The organism is Rugamonas fusca, from assembly GCF_014042365.1.
Taxonomy (GTDB): domain Bacteria; phylum Pseudomonadota; class Gammaproteobacteria; order Burkholderiales; family Burkholderiaceae_D; genus Rugamonas; species Rugamonas fusca.
Window position 1 is genome coordinate 371,210 of record NZ_JACEZS010000001.1, and the last position, 18,432, is coordinate 389,641.

Annotated in this window: 11 protein-coding genes and 3 tRNA genes; 9 read left to right on the top strand and 5 right to left on the bottom strand. The window is 63.9% G+C overall.

The genetic code is table 11. The annotated features are described in order from the left end of the window. Positions 1-154: 154 nt before the first annotated feature. The 7 genes from clpX to H3H36_RS01580 all read left to right on the top strand — a co-directional run bounded on the left by clpX (position 155) and on the right by H3H36_RS01580 (position 7,173). A complete protein-coding gene (clpX, locus tag H3H36_RS01550) occupies positions 155-1,423 on the top strand; it encodes an ATP-dependent Clp protease ATP-binding subunit ClpX (protein ID WP_182213207.1) in 1,269 nt (422 codons plus the stop codon). Between the two features lie 279 nt (positions 1,424-1,702). Further along, positions 1,703-4,114: an endopeptidase La gene (gene lon / locus H3H36_RS01555; protein ID WP_182213208.1), complete on the top strand. Its 2,412-nt coding sequence runs from the start codon at positions 1,703-1,705 to the stop codon at positions 4,112-4,114. A gap of 190 nt (positions 4,115-4,304) precedes the next feature. Continuing rightward, complete coding sequence (locus H3H36_RS01560; RefSeq protein WP_311196558.1) at positions 4,305-4,592, top strand: HU family DNA-binding protein; 288 nt, start codon at positions 4,305-4,307, stop codon at positions 4,590-4,592. Positions 4,593-4,645: 53 nt separating this feature from the next. Beyond that, positions 4,646-4,721: transfer RNA gene (locus H3H36_RS01565), tRNA-Val, on the top strand. A 25-nt stretch (positions 4,722-4,746) separates the two neighbouring features. Continuing rightward, a tRNA-Asp gene (locus H3H36_RS01570) sits at positions 4,747-4,823 on the top strand. A gap of 28 nt (positions 4,824-4,851) precedes the next feature. Continuing rightward, a tRNA-Asp gene (locus H3H36_RS01575) sits at positions 4,852-4,928 on the top strand. A 319-nt stretch (positions 4,929-5,247) separates the two neighbouring features. Continuing rightward, a complete protein-coding gene (locus H3H36_RS01580) occupies positions 5,248-7,173 on the top strand; it encodes a SurA N-terminal domain-containing protein (RefSeq protein WP_182213209.1) in 1,926 nt (641 codons plus the stop codon). Between the two features lie 76 nt (positions 7,174-7,249). Here the strand turns inward: H3H36_RS01580 and mnmH are convergent, their stop codons facing one another. Together mnmH and H3H36_RS01590 are read right to left on the bottom strand one after the other, a co-directional pair. Next, positions 7,250-8,308: a tRNA 2-selenouridine(34) synthase MnmH gene (mnmH, locus tag H3H36_RS01585; RefSeq protein WP_182213212.1), complete on the bottom strand. Its 1,059-nt coding sequence runs from the start codon at positions 8,306-8,308 to the stop codon at positions 7,250-7,252. Continuing rightward, complete coding sequence (locus H3H36_RS01590; RefSeq protein ID WP_182213215.1) at positions 8,305-8,961, bottom strand: arylesterase; 657 nt, start codon at positions 8,959-8,961, stop codon at positions 8,305-8,307. The genes mnmH and H3H36_RS01590 overlap by 4 nt, the downstream gene beginning before the upstream one ends. Here H3H36_RS01590 and H3H36_RS01595 point away from each other — a divergent pair. Further along, complete coding sequence (locus H3H36_RS01595; protein ID WP_182213217.1) at positions 8,960-9,688, top strand: ABC transporter ATP-binding protein; 729 nt, start codon at positions 8,960-8,962, stop codon at positions 9,686-9,688. The genes H3H36_RS01590 and H3H36_RS01595 overlap by 2 nt on opposite strands. Before the next feature lie 13 nt (positions 9,689-9,701). Here H3H36_RS01595 and H3H36_RS01600 read toward each other — a convergent pair whose 3' ends face one another. Beyond that, entirely contained in the window at positions 9,702-11,207 is a 1,506-nt protein-coding gene (locus H3H36_RS01600) for an NAD(P)H-hydrate dehydratase (protein ID WP_182213219.1), read from the bottom strand. A gap of 168 nt (positions 11,208-11,375) precedes the next feature. On the opposite strand from H3H36_RS01600, the gene H3H36_RS01605 reads away from it, so the two are divergent. Continuing rightward, positions 11,376-14,981, top strand: coding sequence for a hydantoinase B/oxoprolinase family protein (locus H3H36_RS01605; RefSeq protein ID WP_182213222.1), 3,606 nt, complete (start codon positions 11,376-11,378; stop codon positions 14,979-14,981). A gap of 24 nt (positions 14,982-15,005) precedes the next feature. On the opposite strand, the gene H3H36_RS01610 is transcribed toward H3H36_RS01605, so the two are convergent. Beyond that, positions 15,006-16,643 carry a tetratricopeptide repeat-containing response regulator gene (locus H3H36_RS01610; RefSeq protein ID WP_182213224.1) on the bottom strand — a complete coding sequence of 546 codons (1,638 nt, stop codon included), beginning with the start codon at positions 16,641-16,643 and terminating at the stop codon, positions 15,006-15,008. A gap of 21 nt (positions 16,644-16,664) precedes the next feature. Beyond that, entirely contained in the window at positions 16,665-18,359 is a 1,695-nt protein-coding gene (locus tag H3H36_RS01615) for a tetratricopeptide repeat-containing response regulator (RefSeq protein ID WP_182213226.1), read from the bottom strand. Positions 18,360-18,432 lie beyond the last annotated feature (73 nt).

Genomic DNA, 18,432 nt, shown 5'->3' on the forward strand with positions numbered 1-18,432 from the left:
GCGTCCCAAGCGCCATTGCTGAAAAAACGCCCGGACGCGCAAACGTTCGGGCGTTTCGTTTTTATTTCGGGTAGCATGTAGTGGTGGGCGGATTTTTTCCGGGCCGCACACACTCGCACCGGACACAACCTGGAAAACCTAAGAAAACTGCCCCATGTCAGACAAAAAATCCTCCAGCGGCGAAAAATTACTGTACTGCTCGTTTTGCGGCAAGAGCCAGCACGAGGTAAAGAAACTCATCGCCGGCCCGTCGGTCTTCATCTGCGATGAGTGCATCGACTTGTGCAATGACATCATCCGCGACGAGACGTCGGCCATCGAGTCCGTCACGGGTGCCAAGTCGGACTTGCCGACGCCCCAGGAAATCAAGGACTTGCTGGACCAGTATGTGATCGGCCAGCAGACGGCCAAGCGCATCCTGTCGGTGGCGGTGTACAACCACTACAAGCGCCTCAAGCACCTGGGCAAGAAGGACGACGTGGAACTGGCCAAGAGCAACATCTTGCTGGTCGGCCCCACCGGCTCGGGCAAGACCCTGCTGGCCCAGACCCTGGCCCGCATGCTCAACGTGCCCTTCGTGATCGCCGACGCCACCACGCTGACGGAAGCGGGCTATGTGGGCGAGGACGTCGAGAATATCATCCAGAAGCTGTTGCAAAGCTGCAACTATGACGTGGACAAGGCGCAGCGCGGCATTGTCTACATCGACGAAATCGACAAGATTTCGCGCAAGTCCGACAACCCGTCCATCACGCGCGACGTGTCGGGCGAAGGCGTGCAGCAGGCGCTGCTCAAGCTGATCGAAGGCACCATGGCCTCCGTGCCGCCCCAGGGTGGCCGCAAGCACCCGAACCAGGACTTCGTGCAGATCGACACCACCAACATCATGTTCATCTGCGGCGGCGCCTTCGACGGCCTGGCCAAGGTGATCGCCAACCGTTCCGAGAAGAGCGGCATCGGCTTCTCGGCCAGCGTCAAGAGCAAGTCCGAGCGTTCGGCCAGCGATGTGTTGCAGGAAGCGGAACCGGAAGACCTGATCAAGTTCGGCCTGATTCCCGAACTGGTGGGCCGTCTGCCCGTGGTCGCCACGCTGTCTGAGTTGACGGAAGAGGCGCTGATCCAGATCCTGATCGAGCCGAAGAACGCGCTCGTCAAGCAGTACGCCAAGCTGTTGGACATGGAAGGGGCCGAGCTGGAGATCCGTCCGGCCGCGCTGCACGCCATCGCCCGCAAGGCGCTGGCCCGCAAGACCGGCGCGCGCGGCCTGCGCTCCATCCTGGAACACGCACTGCTCGACGTGATGTATGAATTGCCTAACCAGCAAAACGTGACCAAGGTGGTGATTGATGAAAATACCATCACCAGCGGCGCCAAGCCATTATTGATTTATCAGGAGCCGGCAAAAGTTTCTGGCGAAAATTAATCAAACTCACCCCCGGAGATACAAATCCGAAAAAAGGGTTTCGTTTCTCGGGGGGGAGGCGGTACAATTTAAACCAATAAGAGATGCAGGCTTCATTCGAAAAGCCACTCGCGACATCGACGCCGCGCGTGGCTTTTTTATTTGAAATGCATGCTTTTAGAGCACGGCCTCCAGTTTCCCGGCCAAAAAGTGAACGCCTGGAATTTTTTCTGGACGCTGGTCTTGTGATACGGCCACACTGCGCCCACATCATAAACACGCTTTCACATAAGGTACGCCATGACAACCTCCAAATTAACTGAGCAAACTCAACTGCCGTTATTGCCGTTACGGGACGTCGTCGTCTTCCCGCATATGGTGATACCGCTGTTCGTAGGACGCCCAAAATCGATCAAGGCACTGGAAGCGGCGATGGAGCAAGGCAAGAGCATCATGCTTGCCGCGCAAAAAGCCGCCGCCAAGGACGAACCTTCTGCTTCCGATATCTATGAGATCGGCTGCGTGGCCAATATTTTGCAAATGCTGAAACTGCCCGACGGCACCGTCAAGGTGCTGGTGGAAGGTGCTCAGCGTGCGCGCATCAACCGCATCACCGATACGCCGTCGCACTTCGTGGCCGACCTGACGCCGCTCGAATCCGAGCTGGGCGACGAGTCGGAGCTGGAAGCCATGCGCCGCGCCATCGTTCAGCAGTTCGACCAGTACGTCAAGCTGAACAAGAAAATTCCGCCCGAGATCCTCGCTTCGCTGTCGGGCATCGACGATGCCGGCCGCCTGGCCGACACGGTGGCCGCCCACTTGCCGCTCAAGCTTGAGCAAAAGCAAGTGATCCTGGAAATCTTCAGCGTGTCCAAGCGCCTCGAGCACCTGCTGGGCCAGCTCGAAGGCGAGCTCGACATCCTGCAGGTGGAAAAGCGCATCCGTGGCCGCGTCAAGCGCCAGATGGAGAAGTCGCAGCGCGAGTACTACCTGAACGAGCAGGTCAAGGCCATCCAGAAGGAACTGGGCGAGGGCGAAGAGGGCGCCGACCTGGACGAGCTGGAGAAGAAAGTCGCGTCCGCCAAGATGCCCAAGGAAGCGCTGGACAAGGCCACGGCCGAGCTGAAGAAGCTCAAGCTGATGTCGCCCATGTCGGCCGAGGCGACCGTCGTGCGCAACTACATCGACACCCTGGTCAGCCTGCCATGGAAGAAGAAATCCAAGGTCAATAACGACCTGAGCAATGCTGAGAAAGTGCTGGAAGGCGACCACTATGGCCTGGAGAAGGTCAAGGAACGCATCCTGGAATATCTTGCCGTGCAACAGCGCGTCGACAAACTGAAGGCGCCCATCCTGTGCTTCGTGGGTCCTCCAGGCGTCGGCAAGACCTCGCTGGGCCAGTCGATCGCCCGTGCGACGAACCGCAAGTTCGTGCGCATGGCGCTGGGCGGCGTGCGTGACGAGGCCGAGATCCGTGGCCACCGCCGCACCTACATCGGCTCCATGCCGGGCAAGATCTTGCAATCGCTGGCCAAGGTTGGCGTGCGCAACCCCTTGTTCCTGCTGGACGAGGTCGACAAGATGGGCGCGGACTTCCGTGGCGATCCGTCGTCGGCCCTGCTCGAGGTGCTCGATCCGGAACAGAACCATACGTTCTCCGACCACTACATCGAAGTCGATTTCGACCTGTCCGATGTGATGTTCGTGGCCACGTCGAACTCGTACAACATCCCGCCGGCACTGCTGGACCGGATGGAAGTGATCCGCCTGTCGGGCTACACGGAAGACGAGAAGACCAGCATTGCGCAGCGCTACCTGCTGCCCAAGCAGATCAAGAACAATGGCCTGAAGGAAGAGGAAATCTCGGTGGCCGAGTCGGCCCTGCGCGACATCATCCGCTACTACACCCGTGAAGCGGGCGTGCGTTCGCTCGAGCGCGAAGTGTCGAAGATCTGCCGCAAGGTGGTCAAGATGCTGCTGCTGAAGAAGTCGGACAAGAAAGTGGCTGTCACCAGCAAGAACCTGGACAAGTTCCTGGGCGTGCGGCGCTACGACTTTGGCGTGGCCGAGAAAGAAAACCAGATCGGCCAGGTGGTGGGTCTGGCATGGACCGAAGTGGGCGGCGACCTGCTGACCATCGAAGCCGTGCAGATGCCGGGCAAGGGCAATGTGATCCGCACCGGGACGCTGGGCGACGTGATGAAGGAATCGATCGAAGCGGCCCGCACCGTGGTGCGCAGCCGGGCGGCCCGGCTGGGTATCAAGGCCGAGCAGTTCGAGAAGTGCGACATCCACATCCACGTACCGGAAGGTGCCACGCCCAAGGACGGTCCGTCCGCCGGCGCGGCCATGACGGTGGCCATGGTGTCGGTGTTCACGGGCATCCCCGTGCGTGCCGATGTGGCGATGACGGGCGAGATCACGCTGCGCGGCGAAGTGTTGCCGATCGGCGGCTTGAAGGAGAAACTGCTGGCGGCCCAGCGCGGTGGCATCAAGACCGTGTTGATCCCTGAGCAGAACGTCAAGGATCTGGCCGACATTCCGGACAATGTGAAGAACAAGCTGGAAATCGTGCCCGTGCGCTGGATCGACAAAGTGCTGGAAGTTGCCCTCGAGCGCATGCCCGAGCCGCTGGCGGAAACGGCTGCCGTGGAAGCGGTCGCGGCGGCAGCGACCAAGGTGGATGGCCAGGCGGAAGTGGTAAAACATTAACTTTCTGTCGCCCGCAATGAACAAACAAGCGCCCGCGAGGCGCTTGTTTGTTATTTAAATCCTTATTCCCGGCTTAAAGTCTTGACATAAAGTGAGTGTGGCTTGTTTAATACGGCCTGAGATTTTTCTCTGCCGCAATTAGCGCGCCATTTGATTGGCGATTAATTGGCGGTGCAACGATATAACCTTTGTGACGGGGAAGCTAGTGAATAAGACTGAATTGATCGACCATATTGCCCAATCCGCTGATATTTCGAAAGCGGCTGCGGCGCGCGCACTCGATGCGGTGATCGACGGTGTAACGACAACCTTGCAAAAGAACGACAGCGTCACCCTGGTCGGCTTTGGCACCTTCTCCGTGAGCGAACGCGCCGCCCGTACCGGCCGCAATCCGCGCACCAAGGAAGAGATCACCATCGACGCAGCAAAAGTTCCTAAATTTAAAGCTGGCAAAGCTTTGAAAGATGCTGTAAACTAACGGACTTCGGTGAGCAGGCGCTCACCGATTTGTTTGTGTCGTTGTTTGATCTGGGGCGCTTAGCTCAGTTGGTAGAGCGGAGCCCTTACAAGGCTTAGGTCGGGAGTTCGAGCCTCTCAGCGCCCACCACAGTCAGGCAGTACCAGCATTTGCAGGAGCGGTAGTTCAGTTGGTTAGAATACCGGCCTGTCACGCCGGGGGTCGCGGGTTCGAGTCCCGTCCGCTCCGCCAGCAAATGCGCAATGAAACGTCTAACCCAGGAGCGGTAGTTCAGTTGGTTAGAATACCGGCCTGTCACGCCGGGGGTCGCGGGTTCGAGTCCCGTCCGCTCCGCCAGAACAAGATACCCCGCAGCTGTTATTGGCTGCGGGGTTTTTCGTTTGGGCGCCCGATATGGTTTGGCCTGGGTTGGCCTTGTGTATGGCTTATGTTGCAATTGATTTACTCTTGCTATCGACAGGGCGAAACTGTAGAATCGCGTGATACCGATTTATTCGGCAGGTTTTTCGTTCACTGTGCCGTATAACTCGTTGAATTTAAAGGCGAAGTGGGCCGGAGCAAGACGCTCCCATCACTGCGCCTGAATTAGAAGAGGCGAACGGGAGTTCGCCTTTTTTTGTATGTGCACGATCCACTCAATCCGAATTGGCTGACCATGTTTGAATTTATACGCACCCATCAACGCTTGATGCAGTTCTTCCTGATGCTGCTCATCATTCCGTCTTTCGCGCTGGTCGGTATCAGCGGCTACAAGAGCTTTGGTGACGACGCCAACACGATCGCCAAGATCGACGGCCGCGCGCTGACCCAGCAAGAGTTCGATTCGGCCCTGCGCAACCAGCTGGAGAGCTATCGCCAGCGCCTGGGTGCCCAGTTCGACCAGAAGATGTTCGACACGCCCGAATTCAAGCAAAACATCCTGGACCAGATGATCGCCGAGCGCGCCCTGAGCGCCGAAGTGGCCCGTGGCCACCTGACCGTGACGGATGCGGCCCTGCAGAAAACCATCCTCGAAGTGTTCGGTGGCGAAGGCAAATTCGACATGGAACGCTACAAGGCCATCCTGGCTGCGCAAGGCATGACGCCGGCCATGAACGACGCGCGCATGCGCCGTGAGATGGCGTTCCAGCAGCTGAGCGGCGCCATCCAGAACACCGGCTTCGCCCCGCGCACGGTGGCCAAGACCGTGTCCGACATCGGCGCGCAAGAGCGTGAAGTGCAGGAACTGGTGCTGCCGATCAGTGAATTCGCGGCCCAGGTCAAGGTCACGGACGACATGGTCAAAGCCTTCTATGACAAGAACGCCAAGATGTTCGAAGTGCCGGAGCAGGCCAAGATCGAATACGTGGTCTTCAACAGCGATGCCGTGATGTCGCAAGTGAGCGTCAGCGATGCCGACATCTCGGCCTACTACGGGCAGAACCAGCAGCGCTACACGACGCCGGAAACCCGCCGCGCCAGCCACATCCTGGTGGCCGTGAAGAAGGACGCCAGCGCCGCCGACAAGGCCGCCGCCAAGGCCAAGGCCGAAGCCATCCTGGCTGAAGTGCGCAAGGCGCCAGGCGATTTCGCCAAGATCGCCAAGGCCAAGTCGGAAGATCCCGGTTCGGCCGCGCAAGGCGGTGACCTGGACGTGATCGAAAAAGGCACCATGACCAAGCCGGTCGAAGATGCCATCTACAAGCTCAAGCAGGGCGAGATCAGCGACCTGGTGCAATCGGAATTCGGCTACCACATCCTGACCGTGACGGCCCTCAAGCCCGCCACCGTCAAGCCGCTCGATGAAGTGAAGAACGACATCGCCGCCGAACTGAAGAAGCAGAAGGCCGCCAAGAAGTATTCGGAAATGGCGGAAACCTTCACCAACACCGTCTACGAGCAGGCCGAAAGCCTGAAGCCGGTGGCTGACAAGCTGGGCCTGAAGATCGAGACGGCGGCCAATGTCTCGCGCCAGCCATCGCCGGCCGCCGGTACGGCACCGTACAACAGCGCCAAGTTCCTGGCTGCCCTGTTCACCAACGACTCGCTGCAAAACAAGCGCAACACGGAGGCGGTGGAAGTGGCGCCGAGCACCCTGATCGCTGGCCGCATCGTCGAGTTCAAGCCCGCCACCAGGCGCCCGCTGGCCGAAGTGGATGCCGCCATCCGCCAGCGCGTGACGATGGAAGAAGCGCTGAAGCTGGCCAAGAAGACGGGCGGCGAGAAGTTGGCCGCGTTCCAGAAGTCGGGTGACGCCACCGGCTTTGGCGCTGCCAAGCTGGTCTCGCGCTCCAAGGCCGACGGCATCAATGGCCTGGCCATGGCCCAGATCATGCGCGCCGACACCAGCAAGCTGCCAGCCTATGTGGGCGTGGAATTGCCAGGCATGGGCTATGGCATCTACCGTATCGGCAAGGTGCAGCAGCCGGCCGAGCAGGATGAAGCGCGCCGCAAGACGGAAGCCGACCAGATCGCCAACATCGTTGCGCAGCAGGAGATGTTCGACTACGTGGAAGCGCTCAAGCAGAAGGCCAAAGTGAAGATCGTCAAGCCGCTGGCCGTTGCCGCCAGCGCCGCGAAGACGGACGCCGACGCCAAGTAAGCGCGGCGTCCCCCATAAAACAAAAGCCGCTTTGAGCGGCTTTTGTTTTTTCTGATGAGGCTACGTCCTCAATTGCTTACGCGGTCGCTTGCAGGTGGCGGGCGGCGGCCAGGAAGGCGGGGGGGGTGATGTCGTCCAGTGCCAGCACCTGCGCCTTGTCGAACTGGACGAAGTTGCGGTCGATGGAGCGCAGGTAGGCCGGGTCGTAGTGCTCGGCCAGCAGTTCCTCCACCAGCACTTCCATCTGGCCGGTATTGGCCAGCTCGTGCCAGCGCTTGATCTTCTCGTGGCCGTGCAGGCTCACCAGGCAATCGAGTTGGGCGTTCAGCGTGGCCGGGTCTTGCGTGAAGTGCGCATAGTCCTCCATCAGCAGCTTGACCCGGTTGGCGCGTGACAGCGTCAGCGAGATGCAGGGCGCGGCGCGCATGGTGTCCATCAGCGCGGCCGGCACGCGCAGCTGGCCGACCTTCTTGCTCTCCGATTCCACGAACACGGGGCGGGCCGGATCGAACTTGCGCAGCCGGTCCCACACCATCGTTTCGAACGCCTTTTGCGTCGGCTGCGGCTGGCTGGGCAGGTTGCCCAGCACGGAGCCGCGGTGCGCGGCCAACTGTTCAAGATCCAGCACTTGCGCGCCATCGGCATGCAGTACTTCCAGCAATCGGCTTTTGCCGCTGCCCGTGGTGCCGCAGATCACGCGGAACGACAGCGCCGGCGCCTGTTCCAGCGCGCCGTTCACGTAGTTGCGATAGGCCTTGTAGCCGCCGTCCAGTTGCACGACCGGCCAGCCGATCTTGGCCAGGATGTGGGCCATGGAACCGCTGCGGTTGCCGCCGCGCCAGCAGTACACCAGCGGCTTCCACTCGCGCGGCTTGTCGAGGAACCGGGCTTCGATGTGCTGGGCGATATTGCGCGCCACCAGTGCCGCGCCCACTTTCTTGGCCTCGAAGGAGTTGACCTGCTTGTACAGGGTGCCGACCTTGATGCGTTCTTCATCGTTGAGCACCGGGCAGTTGATGGCGCCGGGCAGGTGGTCGAGCGCGTATTCGGACGGGCTGCGCACATCGATGATGGTGTCAAACTGGTCCAGCCGGGGGAGTGCATCTTCAAAGCGCAGTAGTTCTGGGTACTTCATCGTGTCCTGAGTATTTTCTGTAGGGAGGGCCAGATATTGGCCAGGATGGTGGGATGGGCTTCGGCCGTCGGATGCAGGCGGTCGGCCTGGAATAACTGGGGCTTGTCGGCCACGCCTTCGAGCATGAAGGGCACCAGCGGCGCCTTGATCTCCTTGCTCAGCGTGCCGTACATGGCGTAGAACTGGTCGGCGTACTGGCGTCCGTAGTTGGGCGGCATGCGCATCCCCACCAGCAGCACGCGGGCGTTCGCTTCGCGCGCGGCGGTGGCCATGGCGCGCAGGTTGGCTTCGGCGGCGGCCACGGGCAGGCCGCGTAGGCCATCGTTGGCGCCCAGTTCGATGACGATCACTTCGGGATGGTATTTTTCCAGCAGCGCCGGCAGGCGGGTGCGCCCGCCGCTCGTCGTTTCGCCGCTCACGCTGGCGTTGATGATGTCGGCGGCGATCTTCTGGTCCTTGAGCTTCTGCTCGGCCAGCGCCACCCAGCCACTGCCCCGGCTCAGGCCATATTCGGCCGACAGGCTGTCGCCGAGCACGAGGATGGTTTTTGGTGCAGAATAAGCGCTCGCAGTGGCGCACAGCAGGAGTAGCGCGGCCCACACCAGGCGGCATGTCCTTCCCGTTTCACGACATTTTCTTAACAAGTTCAGCATGCCCGATCTTCCAACGACGCCTTCCATTCCATTGACTCCCGCCCCGGCCCGCGTCGCCGCAGCGGCGCCCGCCATCGAAGTGACGGGCCTGACCAAGCGGGTGGCGGACGCCGGCGGTGAGCTGACGATATTGCACCACGTGGATTTTACAGTGCAAAAGGCGGAAACGCTCGCTATTGTAGGGGCTTCGGGTTCCGGCAAGTCCACTTTGCTGGGCTTGTTGGCTGGCCTCGATACGCCCAGCGGCGGGCGCGTGCTGCTTGATGGCGTCGATATCTACGGGCTCGATGAAGACGGACGCGCCGCGCTGCGCATGGCCAAGCTGGGGTTTGTGTTCCAGTCGTTCCAGTTGCTGCCCCATTTGACGGCACTGGAGAACGTGATGCTGCCGCTGGAATTGCGCGGCGAATCGGGCGCGCGCGACAAGGCCGAGGCCATGCTGCGCCGCGTGGGGCTGGGCCAGCGCTTGCGCCACTATCCCAAATATTTATCGGGCGGCGAGCAGCAGCGGGTGGCGCTGGCGCGGGCCTTTGTGACGGAACCGCCGCTGCTGCTGGCCGACGAGCCCACTGGCAGCCTTGACGCGGCCACGGGGGAAGCCGTGATCCAGCTGATGTTCGAGCTCAATCGCGAACATGGTTCCACGCTGGTGCTGGTCACGCACGATGCCACCATCGCGGCCCGTTGCGGCCGCGTGATCACGATCGCGGCGGGGCGGCTGGTCTAGCGCTTGCGCCCCCCTAGCGCGCGTGCTGCTGCACCAGGCGATTGATGGCCGCGCGGATCGCCGGCACCAGTTCGCCGGCCGTCAAGCCGATCGGGCCCACACCATCGGTGACCAGCACGTCGGCTGCCATGCCGTGCAGCCAGACAGCTGCCAGCGCCGCTTCCCATTGCGGCCAGCCTTGTGCCAGCAGGCTGCCGCACAGGCCGGCCAGCACGTCGCCCGTGCCGGCCGTGGCCAGCGCGGGATTGCCGGTCGTGTTGATGACGGCGTCGCCGTCGGGAGCGGCGATGACGGTGCCCGAGCCTTTCAGCACCACCGTCGCCTGCAGCCGGCCCGCCAGCGTGCGCGCCGCCGTCACCCGGTCGGCTTGCACGGCCGCGATAGTCGTGCCCAACAGGCGCGCCGCCTCCAGTGGGTGGGGCGTGACGATGCAGCCGGCGGCGCGCTGTGCCACGGCCGCCTGCAGCGCGGCATCGGCCGCCAGCAGGTTGAGGGCGTCGGCGTCGGCCACCAGCGCGCTGGCACTGGCCACGGCGCGCTTGAGCAGTTCCACCGACTGCGGCGCGGTGCCCAGTCCGGGGCCCAGCACCAGCACCGCGCTATCGAGATCGAAACCGGCCGCGGCCCGGCACATCAATTCAGGCTGGCCGCTGTCGTAGGATGGTGCGTCATCCCCGAACACGGCGAACACGCGGCCCGCGCCCGCGTGCAGCGCGCTGCGCGCGGCCAGGATGGGCGCGCCGGCCATGCCGCGTGCACCGCCCACCACGGCCACGTTGCCGTAGCTGCCTTTATGGCTGTTCTGGCGACGCGCCTTGAGCTTGCGTGCGAAGAAGCGAACATCGTTCAAATGCAGCCGGGCAGCGGGGAGCTGGCGCGGTTCCAGGTCCAGCGCGGCGACAGTGACCTGGCCGGCATGGTCGCGGCCATCGCAGGTATGCAAGCCAGGCTTGTCGCCGAGGAAGGTGATGGTGTGCGCCGCGCACACGGCCACGCCGTCCGGGCCGACGATCGCGCCAGTGTCGGCATCGAGGCCGCTGGGCACGTCGAGCGCCAGCACCGGACAGGTGAGGGTGTTGATCGTGTCAACCAGCTTGCGCAAGGCGCCGCTCACCGGCCTGGCCAGGCCGATGCCGAACAGGCCGTCGATCACCAGGTTCCAGTCCGTGTCAGCCAGCGCGCTGCTGCCGAAGTCGTGGAAGCTGGCGTCACTGCTCTCGGCGCGCCGCTGGGCCGCGGCCCGTTCCGGCGACTGCGCGCCGGCAGGCGGGAAGTGCAGCACGTCCACCTGGGCGCCCGAATAGGTCAGGTGCGCGGCCGCTTCCAGCGCGTCGCCGCCGTTATTGCCAGGTCCGGCCAGCACCAGCACCCTGGCGTGGTTGGTGGAAAAGGGCAGCATGTCGAGCGCCGCGTTGGCGGTGGCCTGGCCGGCCCGTTGCATGAGGGTGCCCGCCGGCAGGGCCGCAGCCGCGCGCTGTTCGATGGCGCGGATCTCGGCGACGGAATAGAGTGGATTCATGGACGCGTCCGATCAAGAGGATGGCACGGCAGTTTCAGCCCGCGCGCCGCGCGCGCTGATGATTGATGTTCGTTCAATTTTAGCATCGAATTAATCTGTTCAAGTGTGTCGCCCTGATCGCCGGGCACGCACTACAATATGCGCTTCTTGAAAAGCATTGAGGTTGGCATGGATTGGCAGTTCTGGGTAGATCGCGGCGGCACGTTTACGGACATTGTGGCGCGCCAGCCGGATGGACGGCTGCGCACGCACAAGCTGCTGTCGGAAAATCCGGAACAATACCGCGACGCGGCCATCGCCGGCATCCGTCACCTGATGGGGCTGGGCCCCCGTGCGGCCATCCCCGTGGCGCGGATCGAGGCCGTCAAGATGGGCACGACGGTGGCCACCAACGCGCTGTTGGAGCGCAAGGGTGAGCCGACGGCGCTGGCCATCACGCGCGGCTTTGGCGATGCGCTGCGCATCGCCTACCAGAACCGTCCGCGCCTGTTCGCGCGCCACATCGTGTTGCCCGAGCTGCTCTACAGCCATGTGATCGAAATCGACGAACGCATGGGCGCGCACGGCGATGTGGTGCTGCCGCTGGACGAGCAGGGCGCGCGCGCCCGCCTGCAAGCGGCCTACGACCAGGGCTTGCGCGCCCTGGCCATCGTCTTCATGCACGGCTACCGCTACCATGACCATGAACAGCGCGTGGCGCGGATGGCGCGCGAGATCGGCTTTACCCAGGTCTCCGTGTCGCACCAGGTCAGTCCCATGATGAAACTGGTGGCGCGCGGCGACACCACGGTGGTCGATGCCTACCTGTCGCCTATCCTGCGCCGCTACGTGGACCAGGTTGCCGGCGAACTGCCTGGGGTCAACCTGCAGTTCATGCAGTCGAGCGGTGGCTTGACGGACGCACGCGCGTTCCAGGGCAAGGACAGCATCCTGAGCGGGCCGGCCGGCGGCATCGTCGGCATGGTGCGCGCCAGCCGGCTGGCCGGTTTCGAGCGCGTGATCGGTTTCGACATGGGAGGCACATCGACCGACGTCTCCCACTACTCGGGTGAGTTCGAGCGTGTGTTCGAAACCCAGGTGGCAGGTGTGCGGATGCGCGCACCCATGATGAGCATCCACACGGTGGCAGCCGGCGGCGGCTCCATCCTGCATTTCGACGGCAGCCGCCTGCGCGTGGGGCCGGACAGCGCCGGGGCCAATCCCGGGCCGGCCAGCTACCGGCGCGGCGGCCCGCTGGCTGTCACGGACTGCAACGTCATGCTCGGTAAAATCCAGCCCGCCCATTTCCCGCAACTGTTCGGCGCCGACGGCAGGCAGGCGCTCGACGCACAGACCGTACGCGCGCAGTTCGCCGACATGGCCGCGCGCATTGAAGCGGCCACGGGCAAACCGACCACGCCGGAGCAGGTGGCCGAAGGATTTATCGACATCGCGGTCGGTAACATGGCCAACGCCATCAAGCAGATCTCCGTCCAGCGCGGCCACGACGTGACCGAGTACACGCTGACCAGTTTCGGCGGCGCCGGCGGCCAGCACGCCTGCCTGGTGGCCGACGCGCTGGGCATGAAGACGGTGTTCATCCATTCGCTGGCCGGCGTGATGTCGGCCTACGGCATGGGGCTGGCCGACCAGAGCGTGATGCGCGAGGAGGCGGTGGAGGAACGCCTGCTGCCCGAGAGCGTCAACGGCCTCGAGGCGCGCCTGCGGACGCTGGGCGAGCGGGCGCGCGGGGAGCTGATCCGCCAGGGCGTGGCCGGCCAGCGTATCACCTTGCTGCGCCGCGTGCACCTGCGTTATGAAGGCACTGACTCTGCGTTGATCGTCCTGTTCGACAGCGCCAGCGCCATGCAGGCACAGTTCGAAGCGGCCTACAAGAAACGCTTCTCCTTCCTCATGCCGGCCAAGGCGCTGATCGTGGAAGCGGTGTCGGTGGAGGCATTGGGCCGCTCGGACGCCCCGGCCGAAACGGTCACGCCCGCGCCGCGCCGCGTGTCCGGCCTCACGCCGCAGGCGGTGGTGCGCATGTACAGCGGCGGCCAATGGCGCAACACCAAGCTTTATCAGCGCACGGCCACGCGTATCGGTGACATCATCAAAGGTCCGGCCATCATCGCCGAGGCCAACGCCACCACGGTGGTGGAGCCGGGCTGGCAGGCCGAAGTCACGCCGCAGGATCACCTGGTGCTGACCCGCGTGGAAGCTTTGCCGGCGCGGCGCGCCATCGGCACCACGGCCGACCCGGTCATGCTGGAGATCTTTAACAACCTGTTCATGTCGATCGCCGAGCAAATGGGCCTGCGGCTGCAGAACACGGCCTATTCCGTCAACATCAAGGAGCGGCTGGACTTCAGCTGCGCCATCTTCGACGCCGACGGCAACCTGATCGCCAACGCGCCCCACATGCCGGTGCACCTGGGCTCCATGGGCGAGAGCATCAAGACCGTCATGCAGGCCAACGCGGGCCGCATGCACGCGGGCGACGTCTACATGCTCAACGATCCCTACCACGGCGGCACCCATTTGCCCGACGTGACAGTGATTTCGCCCGTGTTCGACGAAGCGGGAGAGCAGATCCTGTTCTACGTCGGTTCGCGCGGACACCATGCCGACATTGGCGGCACCACACCCGGTTCGATGCCGCCCGATTCGCGCAGCATCGCCGAGGAGGGCGTCCTGATCGACAACTTCAAGCTGGTGGACGGGGCGGCCGGCGGTCGGTTGCGTGACGCCGAGGCGCGCGCCTTGCTGGCCGGCGCCGCCTGGCCGGCCCGCAATCCGGACCAGAACATGGCCGACCTGCGGGCCCAGGTGGCGGCCAACCAGAAAGGCGTGGAGGAACTGCGCAAGATGGTGGCCCATTTCGGCCTCGACGTGGTGCAAGCCTACATGGGCCACGTGCAGGACAACGCCGAGGAAGCCGTGCGACGCGTGATCAGCGCGCTGCGCGACGGCAGCTACACGGTCGATCTGGACAACGGCGCCCGCATCCAGGTGGCGGTGCGGGTCGATCCGGCCAAGCGCAGCGCTGAGATCGATTTCACGGGCACCTCGGACCAGCTGGAGAACAATTTCAATGCGCCGTCCGCTGTTTGCATGGCGGCCGTGCTGTACGTGTTCCGCACGCTGGTCGATGACGACATCCCGCTCAACGCCGGCTGCCTCAAGCCGCTCAAGGTGCTGATCCCGCCGGGTTCCATGCTCAACCCGCGCTATCCCGCCTCCGTCGTGTCGGGCAACGTGGAAACGTCCACCTGCATCACGAACGCGCTGTACGGCGCGCTGGGCGTGATGGCGGCCGCGCAGGGCACGATGAACAATTTCACGTTCGGTAACGCGCAATACCAGTACTACGAAACCATCAGCGGCGGCTCGGGCGCGGGGCCGGGCTTCGATGGCACCAGCGTGGTCCAGACCAACATGACCAACTCGCGCCTGACGGACCCGGAGATCCTGGAGTTCCGTTTCCCCGTGCGGCTGGAGAGCTACGCCATCCGCCACGGTTCGGGCGGCGCGGGACGCTGGCGCGGCGGCGATGGCGGCGTGCGTAAGATGCGCTTCCTGGAACCGATGACGGCCGCCATCCTGTCCAACAACCGCATCCACGCACCGTTCGGCATGGCCGGCGGCGCGCCAGGCGCCGTGGGCCGCAACAGCGTGCTGCGCGCTGATGGCAGCGTTGAGCAGCTGGGCCATATCGGCAAGACGGACATGGCGTCAGGTGACGTGTTTGTGGTGGAAACGCCGGGCGGCGGCGGCTACGGCCAGCCGGAATAAACCCGGCGGCCGCGCGCCGCGGCTTCAGGCCGTGGTGGAAATGCCGTACTTGCGCTGCGTGGCCGTGTACTGGTTGAGGAGGATGGGCAGGGCGGGGTGGTTCGGGTCCAGTCGGCGGATGCGTTCCAGCAGGTGGTTGCACTGTTCGGCCAGGGGCGCTTCCCAGCCCAGGTCGTCGAGCTGCTTGAGCATGGCCGACGCGGCGGCCGGCAGCAGCGCCATATTGGATGGCGCCTTGCGCAACGCGCCATTGAGTGTGTCGATGGCGGCCCGCAGGTCGCCGTGGGCCCGCTTTTCGGCCGCGTCCAGCAGCAGGTCGTCGAGCTGGCGCGAGATGGTTTCGCCCACGCCGGTGGCCAGGTCATGGCGGCCGGCCTTCTCGAACACGTCGACCGCGTCGTCCATCGAGATGCCGCTTTCCGTGTCATTGGTCAGGCCCACCATCAGCGAGGTGGCCTCGTTATCGAGCTTGTTTTTCAGGCAGCTGTGCACCAGGCCTATCTTCAGGCCGGTGGACAGGCCGCGCGTCATGCTCATGGTGCGCACGGCGTTGCGCAATTCAGCGGCGGCGGCGATGGGGTTGTCCATCAGTTCGGCCAGCAGGCTGGCGGCCACCGAGCGGCACACTTCCGTGTTGGCGTTGCTGCGCAGCGAGCGTTCCAGGTCCCGTATCACGCCGCCGGCCTGGCTGGCGTCGCCTTTCTTGACAAGGGCCTTGACCAGCTTGACGTGGTCCTCAGGATCGCGAAATTCCGAGTACTTCGCTTTCTGCACCACCTGCTTGAACGCCTTCTCCGCCACCAGGACGTCACCGGCCTCGTAGGCCACTTCGCCCAGGTGGCGCAGGCGGCGCACCATGTTGGGCGAAATGGCCACCGCGTCCTCCAGGATGCGCTTGGCCATCACGTTCTGGCCCATGGCCTCGTGGGTCTGGGCCAGCAGGTCATAGGCCGCCATGAAGCGCGGGTTGTGTGCGATCAGGTTGTCCAGGGTTTGCTGGGCTTCTTCGTACTTCTGCAAGCCGAACTGGCAACGCGCCAGGCCCAGGTGCGCCCAGCCGATGGGGCGCGTGAGCAGGATGGTCTGGTAAATCAGCTCCGCCTCCTCCAGCTCGTTCAGGCGCAGGTGCAGCTCGGCGCGCAGGCGGGCGAACTCGATGGCATGGCGCGCGTGGGTGGCCTCGCACTCCAGGCAAGTGGTGATGGCCTTGCGGATATTGCCCATGCCGATCAACTGATACACGGGCAGGAAATACGAGCGGCGCTCGACGGCGCGCGCGATACGCTGTTGCAGCACCTCGACCGTAAACGGCTTGAGCACGTAATCGTTGGGCGTCAGCTCGGCCGCGCTGATCACCTTGCTGTACACGCCCTCGGAAGTGAGCATGATAAAGATGGTCCACTGCGCGATCAGCTTGTGTTGGCGCAGGTCTTCCAGCAACTGCTGGCCATCCTGGCCGTTGTCGCCGGCGCCGTTGCCCAGGTCATATTCGCACAGGATGATGTCGTAACTTTTCTTGTTCAACTGGCCGATGGCCGTGCCCGAGCTCACCGCTTCGTCGATGCGGGTGATGCCGGACTGGTTCAGCATATTGCGCAAGGTGGCGCGCATGCCGGGATTGGGGTCTACCAGCAGGACAGAAAGGTCAGCGTAATCTTGCATTGAGGTGCTTCCAGGCGTGGCCTAGGTGGCCGAGGGGGTAGGTGAGGGGGGCGTTGCCGCTGGCTGCGCGGCCGGTTGTGCCGCCGCGATCTGGGCGCCGTGCTGCTTGCGGATTGCCACGTACTGGGCCAGCAAGCCAGGCAGCAGCGGATGTTCGGCATTGTATTCGCGGATGCGCCGCAGCAGGGCCGTGCACTGGCCGAACAATGCCGCGTCCCAGCCCACATCGGCCAGCTGGCGCAATATGGCCGTGGTGGCCGCCGTCCACAACCCGGTATGGTCGGGATTGCGCTGCAAGGCCAGGCGCAGCACGTCGACGGCGCCGCGCAGGTCGCCCTGGCGGCTTTTTTCCGCCGCCTGGCGCACCATCGCGTCCACGGCCGAATCGAGGCGGGCGTGGTGTTGCTTGATCAGTTCCGGGCGGTCCGCCTGTTCGTAGATGGCCAGTACCTGCGATTCGCTCACGCCGCTGTTCGGATCGGCCGTCAGTTCCGCGAACAGGGCGTTGGCCTGTTCGTCCAGCCGGTTGACGAGGCAGCTGTGGGCCAGCCCCAGCTTGACGTTGCTGGACATGCCGGTCGCCTCCGACAGCTTGTTCATGGCCTTGGCCAGTTCGGTGGCCGCGCCGCTGGCGTCGCCCTTCAGTTCCAGCACCATGGCCGACGCGTAGGCGCGGCACACTTCCGTGCTGGGACTGCTGCGCAGCGAGCGCTCCAGGTCGCGCACGACGGCGCTGGCGGCCGTGGCATCGCCTTTCCTGACCAGTGTGCGTACCAGGTTGACATGGTCGGCCGGATCGCGGAATTCCGAGTGGCGGGCCTTGGCCACCACCTGCTTGTAGGCTTGCTCGGCGCCGGCCACGTCGCCCACGGCCAGCGACACGTCCCCCAGGTTGCGCAGCCGGCGCACCATGTGCGGCGAGATGGCGACCGCGTCCTGCAGCACTTTTTTTGCCGCCTCGTCGTTGCCTTGCACCCGCAGGCATAGTGCCAGCAGGTCGTAGGCGGCCATGAACTTGGGGTTGGCCGCCACCAGCGCTTCCAGCAGGGCCTGGGCCTCGGCGTGCCGGCCCAGATGTGACAGGCAGCGCGCCTGGCCCAGCTGGGCCCATCCCAGCGGTTTGGACTGGACGATGGCGGCATAGACCTGTTCCGCTTCCGCATGCCGGTCCAGGCTGACCAGCAGTTCGGCCCGCAGGCGCGCGTAATCGGTGGCGTAGCGCGGCTGACTGGTTTCCGCCGCCAGGCAGGCGGCCAGCGCCTCGCGGGCCTTGCCCTGGCCTATCATCTGGTACACGGGCAGGAAGTTGGCGCGCCGTTCCAGGGCGCGGCCGATGCGCTGCGACAGCACGTCCACCGTAAACGGCTTGAGGATGTAATCGGTAGGCAGCAGTTCGGCCGCGCTCACCACCTTGCTGTACACGCCTTCGGCCGTGAGCATGATGAAGATGGCCCATTGGCTGATCATGCGGTGGTGGCGCAAGTCTTCCAGCAGCTGCTGGCCGTCCTGGCCCGCGTTCTCGGCGCTGCCGCCCAGGTCGTACTCGCACAGGATCACGTCGTAGGACTTGATGCCCAGCTGGCGGATGGCGGTGGCGGAGCTGACGGCGTGATCGACCTTGGTGATGTTCACCTGGGTGAGCATATTGTGCAGACTGGCGCGCATGCCCTGGTTGGGATCGACGATCAGGACCGACAGGTTGCTATAGTCTGGCATAGTGGACTTTCGTGGGCCGCGCCGCGCAGGCGGTGAGTCCTTATCGGCAGGCGTCAGCAAAATTTGAAACAAG

Coding starts and splice junctions, on each gene's coding strand:
- H3H36_RS01600 (WP_182213219.1), bottom strand. CDS start 11,207: ATGAATCCACTCTATTCCGTCGCCGAGATCCGCGCCATCGAACAGCGC.
- H3H36_RS01615 (WP_182213226.1), bottom strand. CDS start 18,359: ATGCCAGACTATAGCAACCTGTCGGTCCTGATCGTCGATCCCAACCAG.
- H3H36_RS01580 (WP_182213209.1), top strand. CDS start 5,248: ATGTTTGAATTTATACGCACCCATCAACGCTTGATGCAGTTCTTCCTG.
- H3H36_RS01610 (WP_182213224.1), bottom strand. CDS start 16,643: ATGCAAGATTACGCTGACCTTTCTGTCCTGCTGGTAGACCCCAATCCC.
- lon (WP_182213208.1), top strand. CDS start 1,703: ATGACAACCTCCAAATTAACTGAGCAAACTCAACTGCCGTTATTGCCG.
- H3H36_RS01605 (WP_182213222.1), top strand. CDS start 11,376: ATGGATTGGCAGTTCTGGGTAGATCGCGGCGGCACGTTTACGGACATT.
- H3H36_RS01590 (WP_182213215.1), bottom strand. CDS start 8,961: ATGCTGAACTTGTTAAGAAAATGTCGTGAAACGGGAAGGACATGCCGC.
- clpX (WP_182213207.1), top strand. CDS start 155: ATGTCAGACAAAAAATCCTCCAGCGGCGAAAAATTACTGTACTGCTCG.
- mnmH (WP_182213212.1), bottom strand. CDS start 8,308: ATGAAGTACCCAGAACTACTGCGCTTTGAAGATGCACTCCCCCGGCTG.
- H3H36_RS01595 (WP_182213217.1), top strand. CDS start 8,960: ATGCCCGATCTTCCAACGACGCCTTCCATTCCATTGACTCCCGCCCCG.